This window comes from Sphingomonas daechungensis (genome assembly GCF_039543105.1).
Classification (GTDB): Bacteria; Pseudomonadota; Alphaproteobacteria; order Sphingomonadales; family Sphingomonadaceae; genus Sphingomicrobium; species Sphingomicrobium daechungense.
In genome coordinates this window covers 2261078-2287177 of the sequence record NZ_BAABJC010000001.1, presented here as the reverse complement: position 1 = coordinate 2287177, position 26100 = coordinate 2261078, and the positions used below count along the sequence as shown (strand labels likewise).

The following is a 26100-nucleotide window of genomic DNA, read 5'->3' as shown; positions in this document are numbered from 1 at the left end:
GCCTCAGCGCACCAGCTTTCCGGGGTTCATGATGCCGAGCGGGTCTAGCGCCTGCTTGATCGCTTGCATGGCGTGAAGCTTTGCCGGCGGGGCCAGGCGCTCCAGCTCTTCGAGCTTCAGCTGGCCGATGCCGTGTTCCGCCGAGATGGAGCCGCCGGCGCGCGTGACCAGGTCGTAGACGAAGTGGGAGATGTCAGACTCCTGCCCGCGCATGGCGTCGCCGCGAACGTGGAAATGCACGTTGCCGTCGCCGAGGTGCCCGAACGCGCTTGCGTGCGTGCCGGCGAACTTCGCTTCGACGGCGGCGGCGGCATCGGCCATGAAGCGCGGCATGTCGGGGACGGGTACGGAAACGTCATGCGCGAGCGAGCCCCCGGTGGCTCTCTCCGCCTCGGCGATGGAATCGCGAATCCGCCAGAACGCTTCCGCCTGGGCGTCGTTCGCGGACAGCGTCGCGTCCTCGATGAGGTGGTGATCCAGCGCTTCGGCGAGCAGCGATTGAAGCAATGCCGCGGGGTCCTCGCCGGCGCGATCCGACGTCGCTTCGATCAGGACGTGCCACGGGTGCGCGCCGGCGAGCGGGTTGCGGGTGCCGGGGACGTGGCCGAGCACGAGGTCGAGGCAATCCTGAGGGACGATCTCGAAGCCTTCGATGCGGTCCGTCCGCGCCTGCATGAACTGGAGCAGCTCCAGCGCGCGCTGCGGATCGGACAAGCCGGCCCAGGCGACGGCGCGAGCCACGACGGCTGGAACCAGCCGCAGAGAGGCGGCGGTGACGACGCCGAGCGTGCCCTCCGCGCCGGTCAGCAGCTGGTCGAGATTGTACCCGCGATTGTCCTTCTTGAGGGCCGCAAGACCATCGTAGATCGATCCGTCCGGAAGGACCGCTTCAAGGCCAAGGACGAGCGAACGCATCGTGCCGAACTTCAGTACCTGCGTGCCGCCGGCGTTCGTGGAGACGAGGCCGCCAATAGTGCAGCTTCCGCGCGCGCCGAGGGTAAGCGGAAAGCGCTGGCCGGTTTCGGCGGCTCGCTCGTGCAGGTCGGCGAGGATCACCCCGGCTTCCGCCACGGCGACCCCCGCACCAATTGAGCGCAGCTTGTTCATGCGTCGAAGAGAGAGGATCAGCGCCGAGCCATCTGGTGGCGGAGTGGCTCCGCCAACCATGCCGGTATTCCCGCCCTGCGCGACCAACGCGACACGGTGGGCTGCAGCCATGCGGACGATATCGGCAACCTCCTCGGTCGAGGCTGGCGACAGGATCCCGGGCGTTTGCCCATGAAAGCGACCGCGCCAGTCGGTCAGCCAAGGCTCAATGTCCGAAGGCTCGGTTATCGCAGCCCTGTCACCGAAGCGGTTGCGGACGTTCTCGACGAGATTTTGAGCGTCGCTCATGATGCCCTGTTGGCATCTCGCCGCCATCGGGGCAAATCGCAGATATGACCCAGCGCCCGAAAGTCACCATTGTCGTCGCCCGTGCCACCAATGGCGTGATCGGCCGCGACGGCGGCCTGCCGTGGCGCATCTCCGCCGACCTCAAGCGCTTCAAGGCGCTGACGATGGGCACAGCGATGATCATGGGACGCCGGACGTTCGACAGCCTGCCCGGACGGCTTCCGGGACGGCGGCACATCGTCCTGACCCGCGATCTCGACTGGTCGGCTTCCGGAGCGGAGGTCGTGCACTCGGTCGAAGAGGCCTTGGCGGTGGCGGGTGCCGAGCCAGTCTCGATCATCGGCGGCGCAGAAATCTTCGCGCTGTTCCTGCCTCACGCCGACCGACTGGAGCTGACTGAAGTTCCCGGCGACGTGCAGGGCGACACCTTCATGGTCGACCCGCGATCAGGCGGCTCGTGGGTGGAGACCGCTCGCGAGGAGCATCCCGCGGAGGGCGAGACGCCCGCCTACCGCTTTGTTACGCTCGACCGCGCCTAGTTCTGCGGGCGTGGCTTCCGCGCATATTCGCGATAGCGCTTGAACTGCTCGGCCAAGACGGCGTCCACTGCCGCTGCCAGCTTTTCAGCTCCGCCATTTGCGAATCCAGAGACTTTGTAATCCATCATTACCTTGGTCCCGCCCGCGATTCGGTCGAACTTCATGTCGAGCACGCCGGTGGTCGCTTCATGGAGCAGCGGACCAAGTGAGCCGGTAAGAATCAGGCGCTTGCCGGGGTCCACGTATGTGACCCGCATATGCTCGATGCCGCCGCCGGTTGGGAACCGTTCGCAAAAGCAGCCGCCGGGCTGCAGCGACAGGCTCAGGCTCTCGGCCTTGCCGCCGTAGGTATGCTCGGGATTCCACCAGCTCGAGACCTGCCCGAACGTCGAAAAGGCAGCATCCTGCGGGATGACGATCTGGACGGATTGACGGACGTGAAAGCCGTTCGGGCCTGAGCTGACGACCTCGGCCTGAGCCGATTGGCCGTGAACGGCAGTGGCCAGAAAAATGGCAGCGGCAACGCGCATAATTTCCCCCGTCATTGCGAGGAGCCGAAAGGCTCCGTGGCAATCCATCTGGATTGCTTCGCTACGCTCGCAATGACGAAGGCGTTTGTCTAGCTGTCGAGAATAGCGTCGATCTCTGCCGCGACGGCGTCCGGCGTACCCATTCCGTCCACCCGGCGAACCAGCCCACGCTGCTCGTAGTAGGGCAGGATCGGCGCGGTCTTCGCTCGATATTCGGCGAGGCGGGTGCGGACCGTCTCTTCGTTGTCGTCGGGACGCCGCTTGAAGTCGTGTGAGCCGCAAACGTCGCAGGTGTTCTCGACCTTCGGCCGCTTGAACGTGTCGTGGTACCCTGCACCGCACTGCGCGCATGTGAAGCGGCCGGTGATCCGCTCGACCAGCGCATCCTCGTTGACGCAGAGCTCGACCACATAGTCCAGCTTGCGATGCCGTTCGGCGAGCAACAGGTCGAGCGCTTCGGCTTGCGCAAGGGTACGCGGATAGCCGTCGAAGATGGCTCCCGCCTCACCCATGTCGTCGAGGCGTTCGCCGATCAGGGCGCTGACGATCGCGTCGCTGACGAGCTCGCCAGCTTCCATCACCGCCTTGGCTTTCAGTCCAACCGGCGAGCCGCTGGCGACCGCCGCCCGCAACATGTCGCCGGTGGATAGTTGGATCATGCCGCGCTCGGCCTGGAGGCGTTGAGCCTGCGTCCCCTTGCCGGCGCCCGGAGGCCCAAGAAGAATGATGTTCAACATCGCGGCGCTCCCCCTCTTCGCCGTGGATCAGCGCTTGCGGTTGGTCTTCAGCTTGGCCTTCTTGATGAGGTCGCCATACTGGTGGGCGATCAAGTGGCTCTGGATCTGCGCGACCGTGTCCATCGTCACGTTGACAACGATGAGCAGGCTGGTGCCGCCGAGATAGAAAGGCACGCCGGCCTGGCTGAACAGGATCTCCGGAATGAGGCAGATCAGCACGAGATAGGCAGCGCCGATCACCGTCACGCGGCTAATCAGATAGTCGAAGTAGTTCTCGGTCGCCTTGCCCGGACGAATGCCGGGGATGAAGCCGCCGTGGCGCTTCAGATTTTCGGCGGTCTCCTCGCTGTTGAACTGCACGGCAGCGTAGAAGAAGCAGAAGAAGGCGATGCCCGCGCCGTACAGCAGCAGGTACAGCGGCGAGCCATGCTGCAGGTACGTGCTGACCGTGATCAGCCAGTCGCCCGATTCGGGATTGCTCCTGGCGCCCGCCATCTGGAGAATGGTGAGCGGCATTAGCAGCAACGACGAGGCAAAGATCGGCGGGATGACGCCGGCGATGTTGATCTTGATCGGCAGATGGCTGCGTTCAGCCTGCATCATTCCGCGCGCCGTTTGACGCTTGGGATACTGGATCGGAACGCGCCGCTGGGCCCGCTCCACAAAGCAGATGAACAGAACGAGGCCGACGCAGAGCGCGACGATGCCGAACACCATGATCGGATCCATGGTGCCCGTGCGACCGCCTTCGAACAGCTGCGCGATATGCACCGGTAGCGATGCGACGATGCCGGCCATGATGATGAGCGAGACGCCGTTACCGATGCCGCGGCTGGTGATCTGCTCACCGATCCACATCAGGAACAGCGTACCGCCCACAAGGCTGATCGTCGCAGAAACGCGGAACATCAGGCCTGGTTCGACGACCGCCTGAATTCCTTGTGCGGCGCCAAGACTCTCCAGCCCGACGGCAATCCAGTAGCCCTGCACCGAGGTGAGGAGCACCGTCAGGTAGCGGGTGTACTGGTTCATCTTCTTGCGGCCGGTCTCGCCTTCCTTCTTCAGCTGCTGCCACGGCCCGTAGAGGGTCGCGCCGAGCTGAACGACGATGGACGCGGTGATGTACGGCATCACGCCAAGCGCGATGATGCTCATGCGCGACAGCGAGCCGCCGGAGAATGTGTTGAAGAAATCGAGGACGCCGCCCTGCTGTGTGTTGAACAGGCTGGCCATTGCGGCCGGGTCGATGCCAGGCATCGGCACGTAGGACAGGAAGCGGAACAGTATCAAAGCGCCCAAAGTGAACCAGAGCCGCTTCTTGAGCTCGGTCGCCTTGGCGAAGTTCGCCAGGCTGATGTTGGACGCCATTTGTTCGGCTACGGATGCCATTCAATCTGTTCCCGGACTGCGCAGCGGCGGTGCTGCCATTGCTCCCCGCTGCCGGATATAGGGCGTCCGAGCGGCTAGTCTAAGCCCCTCGGACGTTTTTCCCTTAAGCCTCGGCTTTCGCGCGCTTCTTTGCCGTGCCCTTCTTGGCAGCAGCAAGCTCGGCCGGGTTCTTGCGCTCGATCAGCTCGATCGAACCGCCAGCCTTCTCGATCAACTCGCGAGCGCCCTTCGACACACCGGCAACCTTGAGCGCCAGCTTCGCCTTGAGTTCACCCTTGCCGAGAACGCGAACGCCGTCCTTGCCGCCGCGAGCAAGGCCAGCAGCCTTCAGCGAGTCATGGTCGAGCGTGCCCTTGGCATCGAGCTTGCCGGCATCGATCGCCTTCTGGATCGCGCCGATGTTCACTTCGGCATAGTCCTTGGCGAAGATGTTGTTGAAGCCGCGCTTCGGGATCCGCATGTGGAGCGGCATCTGACCGCCTTCGAAGCCGAAGATCGACACGCCCGAACGGCTGGTCTGACCCTTCTGGCCGCGGCCCGAAGTCTTGCCCTTGCCCGAACCGATACCACGGCCGACGCGGATGCGACCCTTGCGGGCGCCAAGATTGTCGCGGAGTTCGTTGAGTTTCATTTTCTCTGCACTCGCTTTCGCTTTTGTCGCGCATGACCCCGCCGAAGCGGAGCCAAATCGTTGTTAGGCGGCTTCGACGCTCACAAGGTGCTGCACCTTGCGGACCTGGCCGAGAACCTCGGGGGTCTCTTCCACTTCCACGGTGCGGTGCATCTTGTTGAGGCCGAGGCCGACGAGGGTCGCCCGCTGCGTCTTGTCGCGCCGGATCGGCGAACCGGTCTGGGTGATCTTGATCTTCGCCATCACTATTACTCCGTGATCGCTTCGGCCTGGGCCTCGGCTTCGGCAGCGCTTGCGCCGCCACGGCCGAGCAGGTCGGCAACCTTCTTGCCGCGACGCTGGGCAACCGAGCGCGGGCTCGTCTGCTCCTTGAGCGCCTCGAAGGTCGCGCGGATCATGTTGTAGGGGTTGGACGTGCCGACCGACTTGGTGACAACGTCGGCAACGCCGAGGCTTTCGAAAATGGCGCGCATCGGACCGCCGGCGATGATGCCGGTTCCCGCCGGAGCGGTACGGACCGTCACGCGGCCGGCGCCGAAGTGGCCAAGGCCGTCATGGTGCAGCGTGCGGCCATCGCGCAGCGGAACGCGAATCATCGCCTTCTTCGCAGCGGCAGTCGCCTTGCTGATCGCCTCGGGAACTTCGCGAGCCTTGCCATGACCGAAGCCGGCGCGGCCCTTGCCGTCGCCAACGACGACGAGCGCTGCGAAACCGAAGCGCTTACCGCCCTTCACGGTCTTGGAGACGCGGTTGATGTGGACGAGCTTTTCGATCAGTTCCTCACCACCGTCGTCGTCGCCGCCACGGCCGCCACGGCGGTCGTCACGACGGCCACGGCCGCCACCACGATCGTTGCCACGGCCACCGCCGCGTCCGCCGCGCGGACCACGCGGGCCACGGCCCTGCGGACGATCGCCCTCGGGACGCCCGGCGTCGCCTGCTACTTCCGCTGCCGGAGCAGCTTCAGCCGGCGCTTCGGTCGCTTCGACCTGCGGGGTTTCGTTTTCGTCAGCCATTAGAACTCCAATCCGCCTTCACGGGCGGCATCGGCCAGGGCCTTCACCCGGCCATGGAATAGGAAGCCGCCACGGTCGAACACGACCGTCGACACGCCAGCCTTCTTCGCGCGCTCGGCAAGGGTCTTGCCGACTGCAGCAGCCGCATCGCGGGTCGCGCCGGTCTTGCCCTTGACGTCCTTGTCGAGGGTCGAAGCAGACGCAATCGTCGTGCCGGCAGTGTCGTCGATGACCTGCGCGTAGATGTGGCGGCCCGAACGGTGGACCGAAAGACGCGGCTTGCCCGCGGAACGCGCGCGAAGCGACGTGCGGACACGGCGCCGGCGGCGATCGAAGAGAGAGAGTTTCGCCATGGCTTACTTCTTCTTGCCTTCTTTGCGGAAGATGAACTCACCGTCGTACTTGATGCCCTTGCCCTTGTACGGCTCCGGCTTGCGCCAACGGCGAATTTCGGCCGCGACCTGACCGACCTTCTGCTTGTCGATGCCGCTGATTTCCACGGTGTTCTGGTCCGGCGTCTTCACATCGACACCTTCCGGAACCGCGAAGTTCACGTCGTGGCTGTAGCCGAGCTGAAGCTTCAGGTTCTTGCCCTGGGCCTGCGCGCGGTAGCCGACGCCGCTGATCAGCAGCTTCTTCGAGAAGCCTTCGGTCACGCCGGTGACGAGGTTCTGCACGTTGGTCCGCTGCATACCCCACGCAGCGCGGTTACGCTGAGCCTGGGTGAGCGGAGTCACGCGGATCTCGTCCTCGGCGATCTCGTACTTAACGAGGTCGTCGAGCAGCTGCATCGCGAGGGTGCCCTTCGGGCCCTTCACGGTCAGCGTGCCGCTTTCCACGGTGGCAGTGACGCCAGCCGGGATCGCGATCGGTTTCTTGCCAATGCGGGACATCTTAGAACACCTCCGCCAGCACTTCGCCGCCGACGTTCTGGTCGCGCGCTTCAGCATCCGACAGCACGCCGCGCGGAGTCGACACGATAATCGTGCCGAGGCCGTTGCGGATGCGCGGAAGCTCGCGGGCGGCCGAGTAAACACGGCGTCCGGGCTTGGACACGCGGGCCAGATGCTGGATCGCCGGCTGGCCCTCGAAATACTTCAGCTCGATACGCAGGCCCTTGGCCGGGCCGACGGCTTCCTCGGAATAGCCACGGATGTAGCCTTCACGCTGGAGCACATCGAGCACCCGGGCACGAAGCTTCGACGCCGGAGTCACAATGGAATCCTTGCGTGCCTGCTGGCCGTTACGAATGCGGGTGAGCATATCACCCAAAGGATCGGTCATCGCCATGCGTTGGCCCTTACCAGCTCGACTTCGTGACGCCCGGGATCAGGCCCTTGTTGGCCAGTTCCCGAAGCATGATCCGCGACAGGCGGAACTTGCGATAATAGGCGCGCGAACGCCCGGTCAGCTCGCAGCGGTTGCGAATGCGCGTCGGGTTACCGTTGCGCGGAAGCTCCGCCATCTTGAGCCGTGCGATCAGACGCTCGGTCTCATCCAGCGACTTGTCAGCCGCCTTTTCCTTGAGACGAGCGTACTTCGCCTTGTTCTTCTCAACGAGCTTCTTCCGACGCTCGTTCTTGTTGATCGAACTCAGTTTCGCCATGACTTAAGTTCTTCTCCTTAAGAGAAGCAGGTCCTGCCCTTAGGCAGCCTGCTTCTGCTCCTCGTCACGCGGGAACGGGAAGTTGAACAGGCGCAGCAGCTCGCGCGCCTCTTCGTCCGTCTTCGCGGTGGTGGTTACGATGATGTCCATTCCCCGGACCTTGTCGATCTGGTCGTAGTTGATCTCGGGGAAAATGATCTGCTCCTTGAGGCCCATCGCATAATTGCCACGGCCGTCGAACGACTTGGGGTTGAGGCCCCGGAAGTCGCGGACGCGCGGAAGCGCGATGGTGACCAGGCGGTCCAGAAACTCGAACATGCGGTCGCGGCGCAAGGTGACCTTGCAACCGATCGGCATGCCTTCACGCAGCTTGAACTGCGCGATCGACTTCTTGGCCTTGGCAATGACCGGCTTTTGGCCGGCAATCGCCTGCATCTCGGCGGCAGCCGCCTCGACCTTCTTCTTGTCCTGCGTGGCCTCGCCGACGCCCATGTTGATGACGATCTTGTCGAGCTTCGGAACCTCGAGACGGTTCTTGTAGCCAAACTTCTCGATCATCGCCTTGACGATGCGGTCCTCGTAATCGGACTTCAGACGCGACGTGTAGGACTTGTCCTTCGACGCCTTCGCCGACTTTTCAGCCTTCGGCGCCTTCTCGGCGGCCGGGGCCGTCTCGACGGCTTCGTCCTGTGCGACGTTGTTTTCGTCAGCCATTGATAAGCTCCCCGGACTTGGCAGCGACACGAACCTTCTTGCCGTTGCGGTCCTCAAAACGAACTCTGGTGGCCTTGCCGCTCTTCGGGTCGGCAATCGCGACCTTCGACACGTGCAGCGGCGCTTCCTTGCGCTCGATCCCGCCCTGCGGGTTGACCTGGGACGGCTTGCGGTGACGAGCGGCGACATTCACGCCGGACACGACGACCTTGCTGTCCTTCGGCATCGAGCGGATGACCTCGCCGGTCTTGCCCTTGTCCTTGCCGGACAGGACAACGACCGTGTCACCCTTGCGGATCTTTGCAGCAGCCATGGTTACAGCACCTCCGGCGCAAGGCTGATGATCTTCATGTGCTTCTTCGCGCGAAGCTCACGGACGACCGGGCCGAAGATACGGGTGCCGATCGGCTCCTCGTTCTTGTTGACCAGCACGGCGGCATTCGTGTCGAAGCGGATCACCGAACCGTCGGGACGGCGGATGTCCTTGGCAGTGCGAACGATCACCGCACGGTGGACGTCGCCCTTCTTCACGCGGCCGCGCGGCGCCGCTTCCTTGACGGAAACGACGATGATGTCGCCGACGCCGGCAACGCGACGCTTCGATCCGCCCAGCACCTTGATGCACTGAACGCGCTTCGCGCCGCTGTTGTCCGCAACCTCAAGGTTGGACTGCATCTGGATCATTGTTCGACCCTACCTTCTCTCAAAATCCGCTCAGGCGTCCGCGTCGGCGTCGGCTTTCGCCTTCTTCGCCTTTGCGGCCGGCTTTTCGGCTTTCGCCTTGGCCGGGGCCTTTTCTTCTTCGACCGGGTTCGAAGCACCCTCGACGATCTCGACGGCGGCGGCCTTGGCGGCGCCGATCCGGTCCAGGACGGTCCAGGTCTTCAGCTTCGAAATCGGGGCGCACTCTTCGATGCGCACCTGCTCACCCGACTTGTAGGCATTTGCCTCGTCGTGAGCGTGGTACTTCTTCGAGAGCTTGATGATCTTGCCGTACAGCGGGTGCTTCACCCGCCGCTCGACACGAACCACCACGGTCTTGTCACCCTTGTCGGACACTACGGTGCCGGTCAGGACGCGCTTAGGCATTCGTCAGTCTCCTCAGGCCTGGGCCGCGTCAGCGGTGCGGGCGCGTTGGCTCTGCAGCGTCTTGATGCGAGCGATGGTGCGGCGCACCTCCTTCACCCGCGACGGCTTCTCGAGCTGATTGGTCGCCGCCTGGAAGCGCAGGTTGAACTGCTCGCGCTTCAGGTCCGACAGCTGCGTCTGCAATTGGTCGTCGGTCGCGACCTTCAGGTCGTCCTTCTTGTTGCCCTTCTTGGCGGCCATCTTACTTTTCCTCTCCGGCCAGGGTCTCGCCGAGGCGGGCCACGACCTTCGTCTTGATCGGCAGCTTCTCCGCCGCACGCTCGAAAGCGGTCTTGGCGAGGTAGCCAGGGACGCCGTCGAGCTCGAACAGGATCCGGCCCGGCTTGACGCGGGCGACCCAGAACTCGGGCGCGCCCTTACCGGAGCCCATGCGGACTTCGGCCGGCTTCGAGCTAACCGGAACGTCCGGGAAAATGCGGATCCAGAGACGGCCGCTACGCTTGATGTGACGCGTGATCGCGCGGCGGGCCGCTTCGATCTGGCGTGCGGTAATCCGCTCCGGCTCCATCGCCTTCAGGCCGAAGGCGCCGAAGTTGAGCTCAGTTCCACCCTTGGCATTGCCGTGGATGCGGCCCTTGAAGGCCTTGCGGAACTTGGTGCGCTTGGGTTGCAGCATGACTTACTCTTTCCTTCGCGCTTACCGGTTGCCGCGCTCTTCGCGGGCCGGCCGGACGCCGGAGGTCTGAGCCTCCATCATCAGCCGGTCCTGAGCCGTCGGATCGTGGCCGAGAATCTCGCCCTTGAAGATCCACACCTTCACGCCGCATACGCCGTAGGCGGTGTGGGCTTCGGCCTCCGCGTAATCGACGTTGCCGCGCAGCGTGTGCAGCGGAACGCGACCTTCACGGTACCATTCGGTGCGCGCGATCTCGGCGCCGCCGAGGCGGCCCGAGCAGGTGATACGAATGCCTTCGGCACCGAGACGCAGAGCGGACTGCACCGCGCGCTTCATGGCGCGGCGGAAGGCGATACGGCGCTCGAGCTGGTCGGCGACGCCCTGGGCAACGAGCTTGGCGTCGATTTCCGGCTTGCGGATCTCGACGATGTTCAGGCTCACTTCCGAGCTGGTCATCGCGCCGAGCTTCTTGCGAAGCTTCTCGATGTCCGCGCCCTTCTTGCCGATGATCACGCCCGGGCGAGCAGCGTAGATGCTGACGCGGCAGATCTTGGCCGGACGCTCGATCACCACCTTCGAAATCGCGGCCTGCGGCAGCGTCGAAAGGATGTGCTTCCGGATCTTCAGGTCTTCCAGCAGCAGACGACCGTAATCCTGGCCTTCCGCGAACCAGCGGCTGTCCCAGGTCCGGTTGATCTGCAGGCGGAGCCCGACGGGAGAGGTTTTCTGACCCATAAGTTACGCTTCTTCCTGCTCGCGAACGACGACGCGGATGCGGCTGAACGGCTTGACGATCCGGCTGGAGCGGCCGCGCGCACGGGTCGCGAAGCGCTTCATCGAGATCGACTTGCCCACGCTCGCTTCCGACACGACGAGCGCGTCGACGTCGAGATTGTGGTTGTTCTCGGCATTGGCGACTGCCGACGCGAGCACCTTGCGCACGTCGTCAGCCATCGCCTTGGGCGAGAACTGCAGAATGTTGAGGGCTTCCTCGACCTTGCGGCCGCGGATGAGACCCGCGACGAGGTTCAGCTTGCGAGCCGAACCACGGATCATGGTGCCGACGGCCAGCGCTTCCTTGTCGCCGACCTTGCGGGGGGCTGCCTGCTTGGACATTAGCGCTTGCCCTTCTTGTCCGAGGCGTGGCCGGGGAAGAAGCGGGTCGGCGCGAACTCGCCGAGCTTCATGCCCACCATGTCCTCATTGACCGACACCGGCACGAACTTGCGGCCGTTGTAGACATTGAAGGTGAGGCCGACGAACTGCGGCAGGATCGTCGAACGGCGCGACCAGGTCTTGATCGGCGCGCGGCCGCCCTTTTCCTGCGCAGCTTCCGCCTTCTTCAGCAGCGAAAGCTCGACGAACGGGCCTTTCCAGATGGAACGGGCCATTGCTTAACCCTTCTTCTTCGCGTGACGGCTACGGATGATGAACTTGTCCGTCGCCTTGTTGTGACGGGTGCGCGCACCCTTGGTCGGCTTGCCCCACGGGGTGACCGGATGGCGGCCGCCCGAGGTCCGGCCTTCACCACCGCCGTGCGGGTGGTCGACCGGGTTCTTGGCGACGCCGCGGGTCAGCGGACGCTTGCCCATCCAGCGGGTACGGCCTGCCTTGGCAAAGGTCTGGTTGCCGTTGTCCGGGTTGGACACCGCACCGACCGTCGCCATGCAGTCCGAGCGGATGTAGCGCTGCTCGCCTGAATTGAGCCTGACGATGACCATGCCCTTGTCGCGGCCGACGACCTGCACATAGGTGCCTGCGGCACGAGCGATCTGGCCGCCCTTGCCGGGCTTCAGCTCGACGTTGTGGACAATGGTGCCAACCGGCATCTGACCGATCTCCATCGCATTGCCCGGCTTCACGTCGACCTTCTTGCCGGCGATGACCTTGTCGCCCGGCGCGAGACGCTGCGGAGCGATGATGTAGGCCTGCTCGCCGCCCTCGTAGGTTACGAGCGCGATGAACGCCGAACGGTTCGGGTCGTACTCGAGACGCTCGACGGTCGCAGCGACGTCCCAGGTCCGGCGCTTGAAGTCAATGTAGCGGTACTTCTGCTTGTGACCGCCGGCGATTCCGCGCGAGGTCACGTGACCCTTGTTGTTGCGTCCGCCCGTCTTGCGCTTGCCTTCGGTCAGAGCCTTGACCGGCTTGCCCTTCCACAGCGCCGACTTGTCGACGAGGATGAGGCCGCGGCGCGCTGGCGACGTCGGCTTGTATTGCTTGAGTGCCATTAGCCCTGGACCCCTGAGGTAATGTCGATCGTCTCGCCTTCAGCGAGGGTCACGATGGCCTTCTTCGCGTCCGAACGCTGATAGGCCTGGCCTTTCCAGCGCTTGGACTTGCCCTTGGCGACCAGCGTGTTGACGCCCGTCACCTTGACGTTGAACAGCGCTTCGACCGCAGCCTTGATCTCCGGCTTCGACGCGTCCTTGGCGACCTTGAAGACGACTGCGTTCTGCTCGGAGAGCATGGTCGACTTCTCGGTGATGTGCGGAGCGACGATCACGTCATAGTGACGCGTATCGACAGCACCTTGCTGCTGCTTCTTAGCCATTGAAACGTGCCTCCAGGCGCTCGACCGCTGCCTTGGTCAGGACCAGGGTCTCGCAGCGCATGATGTCGTAGACGTTGGCGCCGACTGCCGGGAGCAGGTCGACATTGCCGAGGTTCGACGAAGCGCGGGCGAAACCGACGTTCAGCGCGTCACCGTCGATGACCAGTGCCGACTTGCCGAGGTTCAGGCCGCCCAGCTTCGCCTTCAGCTCCTTGGTCTTGCCGTCCTTGAGGTCGAGGTTGTCGACCACGATCAGCTGACCGCCGAGAGCCTTTGACGAAAGCGCCATCTTCAAGCCGAGCGCGCGAACCTTCTTGTTCAGCGAGGCGCTGAACACGCGGGCACGCGGACCGTGGGCCTTGCCGCCGCCGATGAAGATCGGGGCGCGGCGATCGCCGTGACGAGCCGTACCGCCGCCCTTCTGGCGACCGAACTTCTTGCCGGTGCGGGCAACGTCGCTGCGCTCACGCGCGGCGCGAGCCGGAGCGCGGCGATTGACGAGCTGCCACGTGACGACGCGATGCAGGATGTCGGCGCGCGGCTCGACACCGAAGATCTCGTCATTGAGCTCGAGGTCGCCCCCGCTCTTCGCGTCGAGGGTCTGTACCTTGACCTTCATCGCTTAGCCTTCCTTGCTTTCGTCGGCATTGCCGCTGTCCTCGGTCGAGCCTTCGCCCGCCTCGGCAGCCGGTGCCTCATTTGCTTCAGCCTCGGCAGCCTCTTCAGCGGCAGCTTCAGCAGCTGCGCCAGCTTCCTGCTCGGCCGCGATCGCCGCCACTTCCTCGTCGCTCGGGAGAGCCGGGATCTCGTGGACGGCGGCGTCGTCGACCAGGCCGGCTGCGGGCAGCGCGTCCTCGTCGATCTTCGCCTTCGTATCGAGGATGCCCGCCGGATACGGCGCGCTCTCGTGACGCGGCAGCTTGATTGCGTCGGCGACGGTCACCCATGCGCCCTTGTGGCCCGGAACCGAGCCCTTGATGAACAGCAGTCCGCGGATCGGGTCCGTGCGGACGACCTCGAGGTTCTGCTGCGTGCGGTTACGGGCACCCATGTGACCGGCCATCTTCTTGTTCTTGAAGACGCGGCCCGGATCCTGGCGGTTACCCGTCGAACCGTGCGAACGGTGCGAGACGGAAACGCCGTGGGTGGCGCGCAGACCGCCGAAGCCCCAGCGCTTCATGGCGCCGGCGAAGCCCTTGCCCTGCGTCACGCCGGAAATGTCGACCAGCTGACCGGCAACGAAGTGCTCGGCGCTGATGCGGGCACCGACGTCCAGGAGGGCGTCTTCGGCGACGCGGAATTCTACGACGCGAGCCTTGGGCTCGACTTCGGCCTTGCCGAACGCGACGCGCTGCGGCTTGGCGAGGTTCTTCGCCTTCGCAGTGCCCGCGCCGAGCTGAACGGCAGTATATCCGTCACGGTCCATCTCGCGGCGGCCGATGACCTGAAGCTCGTCCAGCTGCAGGACGGTAACCGGCACGTGCCGTCCGTCCGCCTGGAACAAGCGGGTCATTCCGACCTTCTTCGCGATCACGCCAGTGCGCATGATCAAATGCTCCTCACAGAGGCACCACGGGCCAATCCCGGGTGCGTGTAGCCCATTGAACTGATTGCGTGCCCCGCCTGGGCTAGTGCTCCGGAAATTCCGGAACGGCGGGGACGCAGCCGGAGCAAAAAGCTCCGCGGTATCACCCTATGTCCGAGCGGCCCGTGGGCCTCTCGATGCCGCTCCGGGTCGGAGCGACGGCCGGCTGTTAGGCCAGCTTGATCTCTACGTCCACACCGGCGGCCAGATCGAGCTTCATCAGCGCGTCGACCGTCTGCGGCGTCGGCTGAACGATGTCGAGCAGCCGCTTGTACGTCCTCACCTCGAACTGCTCGCGCGACTTCTTGTCGACGTGCGGCGAACGGTTGACGGTGAACTTCTCGATACGCGTCGGCAGGGGGATCGGACCGCGAATAAGAGCACCCGTACGGCGCGCCGTGTCGGCGATGTCGCCAGTGGCCTGATCCAGCACTCGATGATCGAAAGCCTTCAGACGAATACGGATATTCTGCGTTTCCATGTCCCTACCGATGCGAAAGAGCCAACGAGCTGTTGCCAACTCGAAAAACAAGAGGCCGCACCCGTTTGACCCTGGCGAGCCGGAACGGACGACCTCAACTGAATGTGTGGTGACGGTGACGAATCCCCGTCGGTGAAGGCGCCTCTACAGAGGACAGCCGGTCAGATCAACCCCTGTGCGGCAAGTTCGGGGTAAATGTCGGCTTTGGGTGGAAAGCTGACACCCCGTCGACCACAACTCAGGTGAAACGTGACGTTGGATTCCGAGCCAGCCTATCTTGACGTGGCAGCTGGCGCAGATCGAAACTCATGGTTCGCCCGCTGCGGCGCAGTAAGAAGCCCGACAGCGCAAATCCCAGCAGCATCATCGCCCAGGTCGATGGCTCGGGAACAGCACGAGTGAATTTCGCCCACACCCAGGGGTCTTCGCCGAGTTGTGAAAAATCCGGTACATCGGACAGAAGAAATGTGCCGTGAAATGAGCGGTCGACCTGTCCGGAGTACCAATTCTGGGCAACACCAACGTCGATGCTGAAGCCGCTAGTGTGATACGGCAACCATGCCGTGCAACGAAGCACATCGCTGCAACCAGAAGTTAGTGCCGGATCGTTGTCGAACAAACCCACGAAAACCTGATCTAGCAGCGCTTGAGCGGCAGAACTCGCTTCTTGCGAATTGCCAAATGCAAAGTCCTCTTGGTTGTCGCAACCACCGAAGACGGAGGCGCATGTTCCATCAATAAAGACCACATCATAAACCGTCCCGAGCACGTTCACACCAGTCGCGCCCGTCAGATTCCCCGATCCGTCAACGATGAGGATGGCTGAAATTGCCGGCGTCGCAGAAACTGCCGAAAGCAATCCTACTGACGCCAATAGTGCCCGGATAAAACGCTTCATAGCCGAGTGCTCCTCGCGACCCCGCTCCGCAAGTTCATGCGATCCTGCGCCCATAGCTTAGGATTCTTTGCGACTGCATACGTGCTTTTGCGTAGCTTCGAACGCGACCATGGGCGGTCGAATGTCCGCAATGGTTCGGAATCGGGGTCTACATCTAGCGGCAGGAATGGGCCGAAACCTGCCGCGGCGCTTCCGGCAGGTTTGGGTCGAAAGCACACTTTAGACGCTCCGCATTTTCAGGTCGCTCACGCGACCCAAAAGAAAAGGCCCGGCGCTTCGATTGAAGCACCGAGCCCTTCTTCATCCAGCGCCCGGAGGCGCGAGACTTACTTGGAGATCGTACCGACGACGCCGGCGCCGACCGTGCGGCCGCCTTCGCGAATTGCGAAGCGGAGACCCGGGTCCATGGCGATCGGAGCGATCAGCTTCACGCCCAGCGAAACGTTGTCGCCCGGCATGACCATCTCGGTGCCTTCCGGCAGCTGCACTTCGCCCGTCACGTCGGTCGTGCGGAAGTAGAACTGCGGACGGTAGTTCGCGAAGAACGGCGTGTGACGGCCGCCCTCGTCCTTCGACAGGACGTAAACTTCCGCCTGGAAGTCCGTGTGCGGCGTGATCGAGCCCGGCTTGCAGAGAACCTGCCCGCGCTCGACGTCTTCACGGCCGACGCCGCGGAGCAGCGCACCGATGTTGTCGCCGGCCTGACCCTGATCGAGCAGCTTGCGGAACATTTCGACGCCGGTGACGACGGTCTTCTGGGTGTCGCGGATGCCGACGATCTCGACTTCCTCGCCAACCTTGACGATGCCGGTCTCGACACGGCCGGTCACGACGGTGCCGCGGCCCGAGATCGAGAACACGTCTTCGATCGGCATCAGGAACGGCTTGTCGAGCGGACGCTCCGGCTGGGGAATCCAGTCGTCGACCGCCTTCATCAGCTCCATGATCTTCTCTTCGCCGATGTTGGCGTCACGGTCCTCGAGGACCGCGAGAGCCGAACCGGCAACGATCGGAATGTTGTCGCCGTCGAAGCCGCGCTTGGAAAGCTCCTCGCGGATTTCGAGCTCGACGAGCTCGAGCAGTTCGGGATCGTCAACCTGGTCTACCTTGTTCAGGAACACGACCATGGTCGGGACGCCGACCTGCGCTGCGAGCAGGATGTGCTCCTTGGTCTGCGGCATCGGGCCGTCAGCAGCCGACACGACCAGGATCGCGCCGTCCATCTGGGCGGCACCGGTGATCATGTTCTTCACGTAGTCGGCGTGACCCGGGCAATCGACGTGCGCGTAGTGGCGGGCGTCGGTCTCATATTCGACGTGGGCCGTCGAAATGGTGATGCCGCGCTCGCGCTCTTCCGGCGCCTTGTCGATGTTGGCGAAGTCGACGGCTTCACCGCCGCCGTGCTTGGCCAGCACCTTGGTGATTGCAGCCGTCAGCGACGTCTTGCCATGGTCGACGTGACCGATGGTGCCGATGTTGCAGTGCGGCTTGTTCCGCTCGAATTTAGCCTTCGCCATTTTACGCCTCTTCTTCTCTGAAATCCGGGCGGCCCGCCCGTATCGCGGACGCGCCCATAGCTAACAAAAAACGGTTACGCCAGCTTCGCCTTCACCTCGTCGGCGACGTTCTGCGGAACCTCGTCGTAGTGAGAGAACTGCATCGTGTACTGCGCGCGTCCCTGGGTGAAGGAACGCAGCTGGTTCACGTAGCCGAACATGTTCGCCAGCGGGACGATCGCTTCGACCGCCTGCGCGTTGCCGCGCGTGTCGGTACCCTGAATCTGACCACGGCGGCTGTTCAAGTCGCCGATGACGTCGCCGAGGTAATCCTCGGGAGTCACGACTTCGACCTTCATGATCGGCTCAAGCAGCTTGATTCCGGCCTTCTGAGCCACTTCGCGCATTGCGCCGCGGGCACAGATTTCGAACGCGAGCGCCGAAGAGTCGACGTCGTGGTACTTGCCGTCGACCAGGTGCACTTCGAAGTCGATGATCGGGAAGCCGATCAGCGAACCCGTCTCCGCCGTCTCGCGCAGGCCCTTCTCGACCGAGGGAATATATTCCTTCGGAACGTTGCCGCCCTTGATCTCGTCGAAGAACTGGAAGCCCGAACCGCGCTCGCCGGGAGCAACCGCGATCTTGATCTCGCCGAACTGGCCGGAGCCGCCCGACTGCTTCTTGTGGGTGTAGGTCAGCTCGACCGGCTTCGCGAGATATTCGCGATAGGCGACCTGCGGCGCGCCGACGTTGGCCTCGACCTTGAACTCGCGCTTCATGCGGTCGACGAGAATCTCGAGGTGGAGCTCGCCCATCCCCTTGATGATCGTCTGGCCCGACTCATGGTCGGTCGAAACGCGGAACGACGGGTCCTCGCGAGCCAGGCGATTGAGCGCGACGCCCATCTTCTCCTGGTCGGCCTTGGTCTTGGGTTCGACCGAAAGCTCGATGACGGGGTCCGGGAACTCCATCCGCTCGAGAATGATCGGCGCGGTCGTGGCGCACAGCGTATCGCCGGTGGTCGTGTCCTTGAGGCCCGCCAGAGCGACGATGTCGCCAGCGTACGCCACCTGGATGTCCTCGCGGTCGTTGGCATGCATCAGCAGCATGCGGCCGACCTTTTCCTTCTTGTCCTTGACGCTGTTCATGACCTGCGACGCGGTCTCGAGCTTGCCCGAGTAGATGCGAGCGAAGGTCAGCGTACCCACGAACGGATCGTTCATGATCTTGAAGGCCAGCGCGGCGAACGGCGCATTGTCGTCCGACGGACGCGAATCTTCGCCGCCATCGGGCAGGATGCCCTTGATCGCCGGAACGTCGAGCGGGCTCGGCAGATAGTCGACCACCGCGTCGAGCAGCGGCTGAACACCCTTGTTCTTGAAGGCGGAGCCACAGACAACCGGAACGAACGCCATGCCGAGCGTGCCCTTCCGGATCAGCTTCTTCAGCGTCGCGACGTCAGGCTCACTGCCTTCGAGATAAGCCTCCATAGCATCGTCGTCCTGTTCGACGGCGAGCTCGATGAGGTTGGTCCGCGCTTCGGCGGCCTTGTCCTTCAGATCGTCCGGAATTTCCTGATATTCGAACTTCGCGCCGAGGCTCTCGTCGAGCCAGATGATGGCGCGGTTCTCGACCAGATCGACGAGGCCCTTGAAGCCGCCTTCGATCCCGATCGGGAGATAGAGGACGGCCGGACGCGCGCCGAGGCGATCGATGATCGACTGGACGCAATAATAGAAGTCCGCACCGGTGCGATCGAGCTTGTTGACGAAGCACATGCGCGGCACGCCGTACTTGTCGGCCTGGCGCCAGACGGTCTCGGACTGCGGCTCAACGCCGGCAACGCCGTCGAAACAGGCGACCGCGCCGTCGAGCACGCGCAGCGAACGCTCGACTTCGATGGTGAAGTCGACGTGGCCCGGAGTGTCGATGATGTTGATGCGGTGCTCGGGGCCCTTGCCCTCCTCAGCCGACCAGAAACAGGTCGTCGCGGCCGACGTGATCGTAATCCCGCGCTCTTGCTCCTGCTCCATCCAGTCCATCGTGGCGGTGCCTTCGTGGACTTCACCGATCTTGTAGGACTTGCCGGTGTAATAAAGGATGCGCTCGGTCGTCGTCGTCTTGCCGGCGTCGATGTGCGCCATGATTCCGATGTTGCGATAGCGTTCGAGCGGATGGCTGCGGGCCATTTTCTGAAGTTCCTTAGCGATATGGGGAGCCGGCGGATCCGGCTTCCCCAAATATAGGTACGATTTCTACCAGCGCCACCCGGCGGCCTTGGCCACCGGAATGGACTACCAACGATAGTGGCTGAAGGCGCGGTTCGCTTCGGCCATGCGGTGCGTGTCTTCACGCTTCTTCACGGCATTGCCGCGGTTCTGCGACGCATCCATCAGCTCGCCCGACAGGCGGCCGGCCATCGTCTTTTCAGAACGGGCGCGAGCGGCCGAGATTAGCCAGCGGATGGCAAGCGCCTGAGCGCGCTCGACGCGAACCTCGACGGGGACCTGGTAGGTCGCACCGCCGACGCGGCGGCTGCGAACCTCGATGCCCGGCTTCACATTGTTGAGGGCGTCGTGGAAGACCTGGATCGGGTCCTTCTTGAGGCGAGCCTCGACATTGTCGAGAGCGCCATAAACGATGCCTTCAGCAACGGACTTCTTGCCGTCGAGCATGACCGAATTCATGAACTTCGACAGGACGATGTCCCCGAAACGGGGATCGGGAAGAATTTCGCGCTTCTCTGGGCGGCGACGACGGGACATTGGACTGTTCCTTTCTCTTCAGCCTAATCCGGAACCTGTCCGGGGCTTACTCGTGCGAGTTACTTGGGACGCTTGGCGCCGTACTTCGAACGGCTCTGCTTGCGGTCCTTGACACCCTGGGTGTCGAGAACGCCGCGAAGCACGTGGTAGCGGACACCCGGAAGGTCGCGCACACGGCCGCCACGGATCAGCACGACGCTGTGCTCCTGGAGGTTGTGGCCTTCGCCCGGGATGTAGCTGATGACTTCGCGCTGGTTCGTCAGGCGAACCTTGGCGACCTTGCGGAGAGCCGAGTTCGGCTTCTTCGGAGTGGTCGTGTAAACGCGAGTGCAAACGCCACGCTTCTGCGGGTTCTGTTCCATCGCAGGGACCTTAGACTTGGCCTTCTGCGGTTCGCGACCCTTGCGGATCAGCTGGTTAATCGTTGGCATGAAGCCCTTCACCTTTATGTTGCCGGAAGACCCGGCGGTTACTTTGCCCAAAGCAAAAGCGCGAAGTCCTGGCGGCCTATGGCCACCCGGCCTTCACGTCTTTGAGCAATGTTCAGCTCTGTCCGTCAGGGGAACGAGGTCGCAGCCCCGCGGACGAGCGGCCACATAGCGAGGGGGCCGCTCAGGGTCAACGGGTCGCGGACTCCAACCGTGTAGCTAAAGGCCCTTTCGCCCAAAAGCCGGCCGCGCCTGCATCGTCGAGGCGGCAGGTGCAGCAATCGGGCTGACTTCAGCCATCGGTCCCGGCTCGCCCTCCGCCTTCCGCGCCATATAGCGCGCCAGGGCCGCGTCAGGATCGAAGCCAGCCTGCTGCTCTGGAGTCGGCCGCGCCGGCGCCGCTCCCCAGCCATTCTCACCGGCGCCCTTCATCGCGACGCCCGTGACGCCTACCGCCGCGACATGCGCCGCCTGGAGCAAGGCGACAAGGGCAACCGCTCCGCCAGGGGGCAGCTCGATGGCATTGGCGGAAAGCCGGAGGCGCCTCGCTCCGAACAGCCCGCCGTCGATCTTGATGACGAGGTTTTCGTGCTTCGCGATCGGGATGATGCCCCAGTAGCGATAGGTGAAGACCTCGAGGCCGATATGCTGGACGTCCTTCCAGCCGGCCTGCTGCACGCCGGTCGCGGTGCGGACGCGGAGGCCTTCGTCGCCGAATGCCAAGGCCGGTTCGCTGCTCATGGCGTCCGTCGCACCCTTGGCCGCGCCAGCACCAAAGAGGAGAAATCCGGCAAGGCTGAAGACACCGCCGCTCCGCCACCAAAGCATTGCGCAGAAGATGGTCAAAGCGCCCATGAACAAGGCGGCCATGGCATTCTTGCCGGCGCGATAATGGAACTTCCGCATGGCTCTCCTCTCCGTGCCGGAAAGCATATCAAAAGCAGGTATACGGAAAGTTTAATTGACGTTCGCGGCTATCATTCGGCTCCGACGGTTGGTCGAAAGCGCCTCGCTTCCGCTCGCTTGGAGGAGTAAACCAAGGCGGCTGCCATCAAGGAGAAAATGCATGGCACATCGACTGATAATCGGCTTGGGACTGATCGCCGCCGCGACGCCGCTGTCAGCAACGATCCAGGAGCCCCAACGTCTCAGTGCTCCGGCCGGATCGCCTGAGACCAGATATTGCATGCATATCGAAGCAATCACCGGAAGCCGGCTGGAAAAAGTCCGCTGCTGGACGCGCGATGAATGGGCTGCTCGAGAGGTCGATGTCGATGCCGACTGGGCTACATCGGGAGTCCGCACGATCGGGTGACGGTCAGGCGCGGATGCGATGCTCCGCGAGTTGCTCGTAATAAGGACGGCAGGCATCCGCGACGCGCTGCGCCTCGCCGTCTAGGCGAGTGGGATGCTCGTCCGGCGCTCCGAAGCCGGTGCTTGCCGCAACCGCATCGTACCAATGCGATGCCCAAATCCCGTCTGTCTCGCGAATTCCCGGCTCCCACTTTAGCATGGCGGGATCCCAGGCAATGCCGAGGGCGCGGCACAGTCGCTCGAGCATGGCCGGCGGATCGCGAAGGATGTCTGCGCTATCGACGACCGGGGGCGCATGCCCGAGCCGATCGGCCTCGCGCTCAAAATACTCGACCTGGCGCTCGACGCCGAGATGCTCCGGCCGCACGGCCACACGCTTGCTCGCATAGCTGGCCACCACGCGCTCCGGATCGCGGATCAGGAACGCATGGCGCAGACCCGGCAAATCGTCGTGGGCAACGGGACCGACCATGTGATGGGCCATGTGCTTCTGGTACCAGATCGGAGCGGCGGTCGGGCACGGACCCGTCATAGTCCGCGCGACGTCTCGCCAATCGCAGTCCATCGAGGCGATGACCTCGTCCGCCATCGGCTGGGGATCGCCCGTCGCCTTGAGGTAAGCTCCGTAGAAGGGCTCGTCGGTGACGTATGTGTCAGCCCGGCTCCCGAAGCTTCGCATCATCGCCGTGGACAGGTTCCTTGGCCCCGACCACATGGCGACGCGAACCGTCACGGACGAACAGCCTCCCGGACGTCTTGCTCGACCCGGTCACGATAGAGGCCTTGCAGCCGCTCGACCATCGGCCCGCGACATTCGAGCTGGCGTCCGTCGACTTCGCGGACCGGGACGATGCCGGCGAACGTGCCGGTCACGAAGGCCTCGTCCGCACCATAGACGTCGGTGAGGGAGAAATCCTTCTCGACCGCCGGGATACCTGCTTCCCGTGCGACCTCGAGGGTGACGGCGCGCGTGACCCCGCCGAGGCAATACTTGCCGCTCGACGTCCAAACCTCGCCCTTGCGGACGATGAAGAAGTGGGTGGAATTGCAGGTCGCCACGAACCCGTGCGGATCGAGCATCAGCCCCTCGTCGGCGCCTGCCTGCGCGGCCTGGATGCAGGCCGTGATGCAATTGAGCTTCGACAGGGAATTGAGCTTCTGATCCTGGACCGCCGGGTCGCCGCGGCGCACGTGCACGGTGAACAGCTTGAGCCCGCGTTCGTGAATGCCTTCGGGCGGTTCCTTGTATTCGGGGATGATGACGATCGTCGAACCGCCCACGACGACGCGAGGATCCTGGTAGGGCGTCGAGCGAACCCCGCGCGAGACGATCAGCCGTGTATGGACGCCCTCATCCATGCCGTTCGCGTCGAGCGTTTCGTACAGTCGCTCGGTAAGCTCATCGAGCGTCAGGCCGACGTCCATGGCGATCGCCTTCGCGCCCTCGAACAGCCGGTCGAGGTGACGGTCGAGGAAGGCGAACCGCCCTTGGTGAACCCGCAAACCCTCCCAGACACCGTCGCCCAGCATGAAACCGGAATCGAAGACCGACACCACCGCCTGGTCGCGCGGCTTCAGTTCGCCGTTCACATTGATGAGGATCGACGCGTTCCGCGGATCCGAGACGTCATGCATCGACTGCGCCATCGGAGAAGCTTGGTGCCCGTCCGTCAGCTTGGCAAGGCGCGACAGGCGACGAATGTACGTCGCAGACCGACAAGCGGACTTGATCGACACCGACCCGCGCCCCGTCGAAACCGGCGGGCATTAGCACCGCTCCCGCGACATCCATGGGCCGTTCTAGAGGGAGCAAGAGCATGACCAACAAGCAGATTATCGTCGCACTGAGCGTCGCGCTGATCGCCGCTCCGGCCGCTGCCAAGGGCGAGCCGAAGTCGGGAAAAGAGGCCACGACAGCGGTCGATCAAAAGAAATACTGCATTTCCTACGACAACGTCGTCGGCAGCCGCGTCACTCGCACCCAGTGCCTCACCAAGGACGAATGGAAGAAGCAGCGAGTCGACGTCGACAAGATGCTTAACCAGTAAAGACTGTCAGGGTGGGCGCGGTTACGGGCCGCGCCCTCATGCCCTAGTCCTCGTTCTTCACCACCTCGCCGCGCGCCATCACGAAGGCAACTGTCTTCAGCACGCGCACATCGGTTAGCGGGTCCCCGGCGACGGCGATGATATCCGCAGCCTTGCCCACCTCGATCGTCCCAATCTCGTTCGACAGACCGAGCAGGTCCGCAGCGTTGACGGTGGCCGCCTTGAGCGCCTCGGCTGGCGGCATCCCGAACTTCACCATCAGCTCGAACTCTTCGGCATTCTTGCCGTGTTTCGAAACGCCGGCATCCGTGCCGAAAGCGATCTTCACGCCGGCCGGATAGGCCTTTTTCAATGACTGGCCCGTAATGCCGATGCGCCATTCGATCTGCTGCTTGACCGCGCCGGTGTAGGCGTTCGGGTCCTTCGCGAGCCGCTCGATATAGCCATTCACCGTGGACAAAGTTGGCACGTAATAGGCTCCGGTCTGCTTGAAGAGCTTGATGATCTCGTCGTCCATGACGGTGCCATGCTCGATCGAGTCCGCGCCGGATCGCAGCGCAAGCTTGATACCGTCGGCACCGTGCGCGTGAACCGCGACCTTGCGGCCGTACGCATGCGCAGTCTGCACCAGCGCCTTTGCCTCATCGTCGAACATGCGCGTCGCAAGGCCGGTGCCGCTGTTCACGCCGCCGGTGGCTGCAAACTTGATGACATCCGCACCGCGATCGATCTGGCGGCGCACGACACGGCGGCAGCTTTCGACGCTGTCGCAAAGGTTCTCCGGGTTTGGCATCCAATGCGCGACGAGATCGTCGTTGAGCGAACCGCGCCCGTCCATGTGCCCACCGGTGGTCGAAATCGCCCGGCCCGCGTCGACGATCCGCGGACCTTGCACCCAGCCCCGCTTCACCGCCTCCCGCAAGGCCAGGGTGTCGCCATAATCGTCACCAAGATTGCGAACGGTGGTGAAGCCCGCTCGTAGGGTCTTCATGCCGTTCATCTGCGTCTCGAGCGCATGCAGCGGCATGTCGTCGCGGATTTCGGCAAGAAGCGCCTGCTCCCCGCCACGGTCGCTGACGAGGTGCACGTGGCTATCGATCAGGCCGGGGAGCACCGTCTTGTCGCCAAGTTCGATCGTTGTGGCACCTGCCGGCGCGGCAACGTGACCGTCGCGGACTTCGACGATCCGGCCGTTGTCGACGATGATCGTCGACGGGCCGAGCGGAGTCTGTCCAGGGACGGCGATCACGCGTCCGGCATGGATGTAGGTCGGCGCGGCAAGCGCAGCGGGTGCACTCGAAGCGAGCGCGGCGGCGATGAGCAGTTTGCGGAGCATGCCCGAAGCTTACGGCAACTCCCGCCGAGCGCAACGGCTGTTGCCTAATCCGTCGTAGCGCCGTCCCATTCTTCCCGGGAATGCCGGGCTTCCGCATCGGCCTTGGTGGCCTGGACGATCTTGTCCTTGTGCTCCGGCGGACCGTAGATCGTATAGAGACGCAGCGGCTCGGTTCCCGTGTTGCGGACGTTGTGGCGCGCACCGGCCGGGACGATGACCGCGAAGTCGCCCTGGACGGGATTCTCGCGGCCGTCGATGTCGATCGATCCCTGCCCGTCCTCGATGCGGAAGAACTGGTCGCGGTCGGAATGGACTTCCTCGCCGATTTCCTCGCCCGGCTGAAGCGTCATCAGGACGAGCTGCAGATGTCCGCCGGTGTAGAGGACGCGTCGAAAGTCCTCATTGTCGATCGTCAGCCGCTCGATATCGTCGCAAAAGCCGCGCTTCATTCCATCAACCTTTCCGCTCGCCGAATTGCGTTTTCAGATGCTCAACTCGCGTCAACGGATGTTGTTCGCGCGGCCTAGCTTTTCAACGGATCGTTGCCCCAGTTCATGAGCGAGTAGCGCCAGCGCGATGTCGCAATGTTCGCCGGTTCCTGCGCCCGATGCCGGCGGACATATCCGACGACCTTGCGCATGTGGGCGTAGTCGTCGTCTGTCAGTTCCGCCTTTGCCTTACTTAGGATGTCAATGATGCGCCGTCCGCTGGCATGGCCGACACTCTCTCCGGAACCCTTGCCGTCCTTGCCTTTCCATCCGACGGCTCGGCTCTCCTTGGTGTCGAGCCATTTTTTCAACTCCGGAGCGGTCATGTTCACCGCTTCGTTGAAGTCCTTGCGGACTTTGTCGCGATCGATCTCTGGCATGGCCC

Annotated in this window: 38 protein-coding genes and 1 pseudogene; 3 read left to right on the top strand and 36 right to left on the bottom strand. The window is 63.6% G+C overall.

Annotation, left to right across the window (positions count from 1 at the left end):
* Positions 1 to 3 precede the first annotated feature (3 nt).
* Complete coding sequence (locus tag ABD928_RS12005) at positions 4 to 1395, bottom strand: FAD-binding oxidoreductase (protein WP_345169071.1); 1392 nt, start codon at positions 1393 to 1395, stop codon at positions 4 to 6.
* A gap of 44 nt (positions 1396 to 1439) precedes the next feature.
* Between ABD928_RS12005 and ABD928_RS12000 the strand changes: the two genes are divergently transcribed.
* Positions 1440 to 1934, top strand: a complete 495-nt coding sequence (locus tag ABD928_RS12000; RefSeq protein WP_187715028.1) for a dihydrofolate reductase — start codon at positions 1440 to 1442, stop codon at positions 1932 to 1934.
* Here the strand turns inward: ABD928_RS12000 and ABD928_RS11995 are convergent.
* From ABD928_RS11995 to ABD928_RS11850, 30 genes and pseudogenes are all read right to left on the bottom strand, one after another.
* Positions 1931 to 2479 carry an SRPBCC family protein gene (locus ABD928_RS11995; RefSeq protein ID WP_187715029.1) on the bottom strand — a complete coding sequence of 183 codons (549 nt, stop codon included), beginning with the start codon at positions 2477 to 2479 and terminating at the stop codon, positions 1931 to 1933. The genes ABD928_RS12000 and ABD928_RS11995 overlap by 4 nt on opposite strands.
* Before the next feature lie 74 nt (positions 2480 to 2553).
* Positions 2554 to 3198, bottom strand: a complete 645-nt coding sequence (locus ABD928_RS11990; protein WP_345170205.1) for an adenylate kinase — start codon at positions 3196 to 3198, stop codon at positions 2554 to 2556.
* 30 nt (positions 3199 to 3228) lie between these two features.
* Positions 3229 to 4590, bottom strand: coding sequence for a preprotein translocase subunit SecY (gene secY, locus ABD928_RS11985; protein WP_187715030.1), 1362 nt, complete (start codon positions 4588 to 4590; stop codon positions 3229 to 3231).
* Positions 4591 to 4693: 103 nt separating this feature from the next.
* A complete protein-coding gene (rplO, locus tag ABD928_RS11980; RefSeq protein WP_187715031.1) occupies positions 4694 to 5221 on the bottom strand; it encodes a 50S ribosomal protein L15 in 528 nt (175 codons plus the stop codon).
* A gap of 63 nt (positions 5222 to 5284) precedes the next feature.
* Positions 5285 to 5464 carry a 50S ribosomal protein L30 gene (rpmD, locus tag ABD928_RS11975; RefSeq protein WP_345169061.1) on the bottom strand — a complete coding sequence of 60 codons (180 nt, stop codon included), beginning with the start codon at positions 5462 to 5464 and terminating at the stop codon, positions 5285 to 5287.
* Positions 5465 to 5469: 5 nt separating this feature from the next.
* Positions 5470 to 6237, bottom strand: coding sequence for a 30S ribosomal protein S5 (rpsE, locus tag ABD928_RS11970; RefSeq protein ID WP_187715032.1), 768 nt, complete (start codon positions 6235 to 6237; stop codon positions 5470 to 5472).
* Positions 6237 to 6590 carry a 50S ribosomal protein L18 gene (gene rplR, locus ABD928_RS11965; RefSeq protein WP_187715033.1) on the bottom strand — a complete coding sequence of 118 codons (354 nt, stop codon included), beginning with the start codon at positions 6588 to 6590 and terminating at the stop codon, positions 6237 to 6239. The genes rpsE and rplR overlap by 1 nt, the downstream gene beginning before the upstream one ends.
* A 3-nt stretch (positions 6591 to 6593) precedes the next feature.
* Positions 6594 to 7130 (bottom strand): 50S ribosomal protein L6, encoded by a 537-nt coding sequence (rplF, locus tag ABD928_RS11960; RefSeq protein WP_187715034.1) that lies wholly within the window; start codon positions 7128 to 7130, stop codon positions 6594 to 6596.
* A gap of 1 nt (position 7131) precedes the next feature.
* Positions 7132 to 7527 (bottom strand): 30S ribosomal protein S8, encoded by a 396-nt coding sequence (rpsH, locus tag ABD928_RS11955; RefSeq protein WP_187715035.1) that lies wholly within the window; start codon positions 7525 to 7527, stop codon positions 7132 to 7134.
* A 10-nt stretch (positions 7528 to 7537) separates the two neighbouring features.
* Complete coding sequence (gene rpsN, locus ABD928_RS11950; protein WP_187715036.1) at positions 7538 to 7843, bottom strand: 30S ribosomal protein S14; 306 nt, start codon at positions 7841 to 7843, stop codon at positions 7538 to 7540.
* 39 nt (positions 7844 to 7882) lie between these two features.
* Positions 7883 to 8557: a 50S ribosomal protein L5 gene (rplE, locus tag ABD928_RS11945; protein WP_187715037.1), complete on the bottom strand. Its 675-nt coding sequence runs from the start codon at positions 8555 to 8557 to the stop codon at positions 7883 to 7885.
* Positions 8550 to 8870, bottom strand: coding sequence for a 50S ribosomal protein L24 (gene rplX / locus ABD928_RS11940; protein ID WP_187715038.1), 321 nt, complete (start codon positions 8868 to 8870; stop codon positions 8550 to 8552). Before rplX ends, rplE begins: the two co-directional genes overlap by 8 nt.
* A gap of 2 nt (positions 8871 to 8872) precedes the next feature.
* Positions 8873 to 9241, bottom strand: coding sequence for a 50S ribosomal protein L14 (gene rplN / locus ABD928_RS11935; RefSeq protein WP_119531594.1), 369 nt, complete (start codon positions 9239 to 9241; stop codon positions 8873 to 8875).
* A gap of 156 nt (positions 9242 to 9397) precedes the next feature.
* A pseudogene (rpsQ, locus tag ABD928_RS11930) lies at positions 9398 to 9646 on the bottom strand (30S ribosomal protein S17); the annotation flags it as partial.
* A gap of 12 nt (positions 9647 to 9658) precedes the next feature.
* The gene (gene rpmC, locus ABD928_RS11925) at positions 9659 to 9886 is read right to left on the bottom strand and encodes a 50S ribosomal protein L29 (RefSeq protein ID WP_187715040.1); all 228 of its coding nucleotides are present in this window, start codon (positions 9884 to 9886) and stop codon (positions 9659 to 9661) included.
* Position 9887: 1 nt separating this feature from the next.
* Positions 9888 to 10322 carry a 50S ribosomal protein L16 gene (rplP, locus tag ABD928_RS11920; RefSeq protein ID WP_187715041.1) on the bottom strand — a complete coding sequence of 145 codons (435 nt, stop codon included), beginning with the start codon at positions 10320 to 10322 and terminating at the stop codon, positions 9888 to 9890.
* 21 nt (positions 10323 to 10343) lie between these two features.
* A complete protein-coding gene (rpsC, locus tag ABD928_RS11915; protein WP_187715042.1) occupies positions 10344 to 11057 on the bottom strand; it encodes a 30S ribosomal protein S3 in 714 nt (237 codons plus the stop codon).
* 3 nt (positions 11058 to 11060) lie between these two features.
* Positions 11061 to 11438 carry a 50S ribosomal protein L22 gene (gene rplV / locus ABD928_RS11910; RefSeq protein ID WP_187707965.1) on the bottom strand — a complete coding sequence of 126 codons (378 nt, stop codon included), beginning with the start codon at positions 11436 to 11438 and terminating at the stop codon, positions 11061 to 11063.
* Positions 11438 to 11713, bottom strand: coding sequence for a 30S ribosomal protein S19 (rpsS, locus tag ABD928_RS11905; RefSeq protein ID WP_187707966.1), 276 nt, complete (start codon positions 11711 to 11713; stop codon positions 11438 to 11440). Before rpsS ends, rplV begins: the two co-directional genes overlap by 1 nt.
* Before the next feature lie 3 nt (positions 11714 to 11716).
* The gene (gene rplB / locus ABD928_RS11900; RefSeq protein ID WP_345169044.1) at positions 11717 to 12553 is read right to left on the bottom strand and encodes a 50S ribosomal protein L2; all 837 of its coding nucleotides are present in this window, start codon (positions 12551 to 12553) and stop codon (positions 11717 to 11719) included.
* Positions 12553 to 12876: a 50S ribosomal protein L23 gene (locus ABD928_RS11895; protein WP_187715043.1), complete on the bottom strand. Its 324-nt coding sequence runs from the start codon at positions 12874 to 12876 to the stop codon at positions 12553 to 12555. The genes rplB and ABD928_RS11895 overlap by 1 nt, the downstream gene beginning before the upstream one ends.
* On the bottom strand, positions 12869 to 13495 hold the full coding sequence (rplD, locus tag ABD928_RS11890; protein ID WP_345169040.1) for a 50S ribosomal protein L4: 627 nt from the start codon (positions 13493 to 13495) through the stop codon (positions 12869 to 12871). Before rplD ends, ABD928_RS11895 begins: the two co-directional genes overlap by 8 nt.
* 3 nt (positions 13496 to 13498) lie before the next feature.
* Complete coding sequence (gene rplC / locus ABD928_RS11885; protein ID WP_187715044.1) at positions 13499 to 14422, bottom strand: 50S ribosomal protein L3; 924 nt, start codon at positions 14420 to 14422, stop codon at positions 13499 to 13501.
* Between the two features lie 208 nt (positions 14423 to 14630).
* Positions 14631 to 14942 carry a 30S ribosomal protein S10 gene (gene rpsJ, locus ABD928_RS11880; RefSeq protein WP_028969184.1) on the bottom strand — a complete coding sequence of 104 codons (312 nt, stop codon included), beginning with the start codon at positions 14940 to 14942 and terminating at the stop codon, positions 14631 to 14633.
* Between the two features lie 238 nt (positions 14943 to 15180).
* Entirely contained in the window at positions 15181 to 15840 is a 660-nt protein-coding gene (locus ABD928_RS11875; RefSeq protein WP_223276448.1) for a PEPxxWA-CTERM sorting domain-containing protein, read from the bottom strand.
* Between the two features lie 326 nt (positions 15841 to 16166).
* Positions 16167 to 17357, bottom strand: a complete 1191-nt coding sequence (tuf, locus tag ABD928_RS11870; RefSeq protein WP_187715046.1) for an elongation factor Tu — start codon at positions 17355 to 17357, stop codon at positions 16167 to 16169.
* A 74-nt stretch (positions 17358 to 17431) separates the two neighbouring features.
* Complete coding sequence (gene fusA / locus ABD928_RS11865; RefSeq protein ID WP_345169034.1) at positions 17432 to 19525, bottom strand: elongation factor G; 2094 nt, start codon at positions 19523 to 19525, stop codon at positions 17432 to 17434.
* A 105-nt stretch (positions 19526 to 19630) separates the two neighbouring features.
* Positions 19631 to 20101, bottom strand: coding sequence for a 30S ribosomal protein S7 (rpsG, locus tag ABD928_RS11860; protein WP_187715047.1), 471 nt, complete (start codon positions 20099 to 20101; stop codon positions 19631 to 19633).
* Positions 20102 to 20160: 59 nt separating this feature from the next.
* Positions 20161 to 20532, bottom strand: a complete 372-nt coding sequence (gene rpsL, locus ABD928_RS11855; protein WP_147044308.1) for a 30S ribosomal protein S12 — start codon at positions 20530 to 20532, stop codon at positions 20161 to 20163.
* A 216-nt stretch (positions 20533 to 20748) separates the two neighbouring features.
* On the bottom strand, positions 20749 to 21435 hold the full coding sequence (locus ABD928_RS11850; protein ID WP_187715048.1) for a hypothetical protein: 687 nt from the start codon (positions 21433 to 21435) through the stop codon (positions 20749 to 20751).
* Between the two features lie 160 nt (positions 21436 to 21595).
* Between ABD928_RS11850 and ABD928_RS11845 the strand changes: the two genes are divergently transcribed.
* A complete protein-coding gene (locus ABD928_RS11845; protein WP_187715049.1) occupies positions 21596 to 21844 on the top strand; it encodes a hypothetical protein in 249 nt (82 codons plus the stop codon).
* Positions 21845 to 21847: 3 nt separating this feature from the next.
* On the opposite strand, the gene ABD928_RS11840 is transcribed toward ABD928_RS11845, so the two are convergent.
* Both ABD928_RS11840 and ABD928_RS11835 read right to left on the bottom strand, forming a co-directional pair.
* On the bottom strand, positions 21848 to 22576 hold the full coding sequence (locus ABD928_RS11840) for a sulfotransferase (RefSeq protein WP_223276449.1): 729 nt from the start codon (positions 22574 to 22576) through the stop codon (positions 21848 to 21850).
* Positions 22573 to 23490: an aminotransferase class IV gene (locus tag ABD928_RS11835; RefSeq protein WP_345169012.1), complete on the bottom strand. Its 918-nt coding sequence runs from the start codon at positions 23488 to 23490 to the stop codon at positions 22573 to 22575. The genes ABD928_RS11840 and ABD928_RS11835 overlap by 4 nt, the downstream gene beginning before the upstream one ends.
* 170 nt (positions 23491 to 23660) lie before the next feature.
* Between ABD928_RS11835 and ABD928_RS11830 the strand changes: the two genes are divergently transcribed.
* Positions 23661 to 23891, top strand: a complete 231-nt coding sequence (locus tag ABD928_RS11830; protein ID WP_187715050.1) for a hypothetical protein — start codon at positions 23661 to 23663, stop codon at positions 23889 to 23891.
* Between the two features lie 43 nt (positions 23892 to 23934).
* Here ABD928_RS11830 and ABD928_RS11825 read toward each other — a convergent pair whose 3' ends face one another.
* The 3 genes from ABD928_RS11825 to ABD928_RS11815 all read right to left on the bottom strand — a co-directional run bounded on the left by ABD928_RS11825 (position 23935) and on the right by ABD928_RS11815 (position 26095).
* Positions 23935 to 25227: an amidohydrolase family protein gene (locus ABD928_RS11825; protein ID WP_187715051.1), complete on the bottom strand. Its 1293-nt coding sequence runs from the start codon at positions 25225 to 25227 to the stop codon at positions 23935 to 23937.
* 44 nt (positions 25228 to 25271) lie between these two features.
* Positions 25272 to 25676 (bottom strand): cupin domain-containing protein, encoded by a 405-nt coding sequence (locus tag ABD928_RS11820; protein ID WP_187715052.1) that lies wholly within the window; start codon positions 25674 to 25676, stop codon positions 25272 to 25274.
* Between the two features lie 74 nt (positions 25677 to 25750).
* The gene (locus ABD928_RS11815) at positions 25751 to 26095 is read right to left on the bottom strand and encodes a DUF3140 domain-containing protein (protein WP_187715053.1); all 345 of its coding nucleotides are present in this window, start codon (positions 26093 to 26095) and stop codon (positions 25751 to 25753) included.
* Between the last annotated feature and the right edge of the window lie 5 nt (positions 26096 to 26100).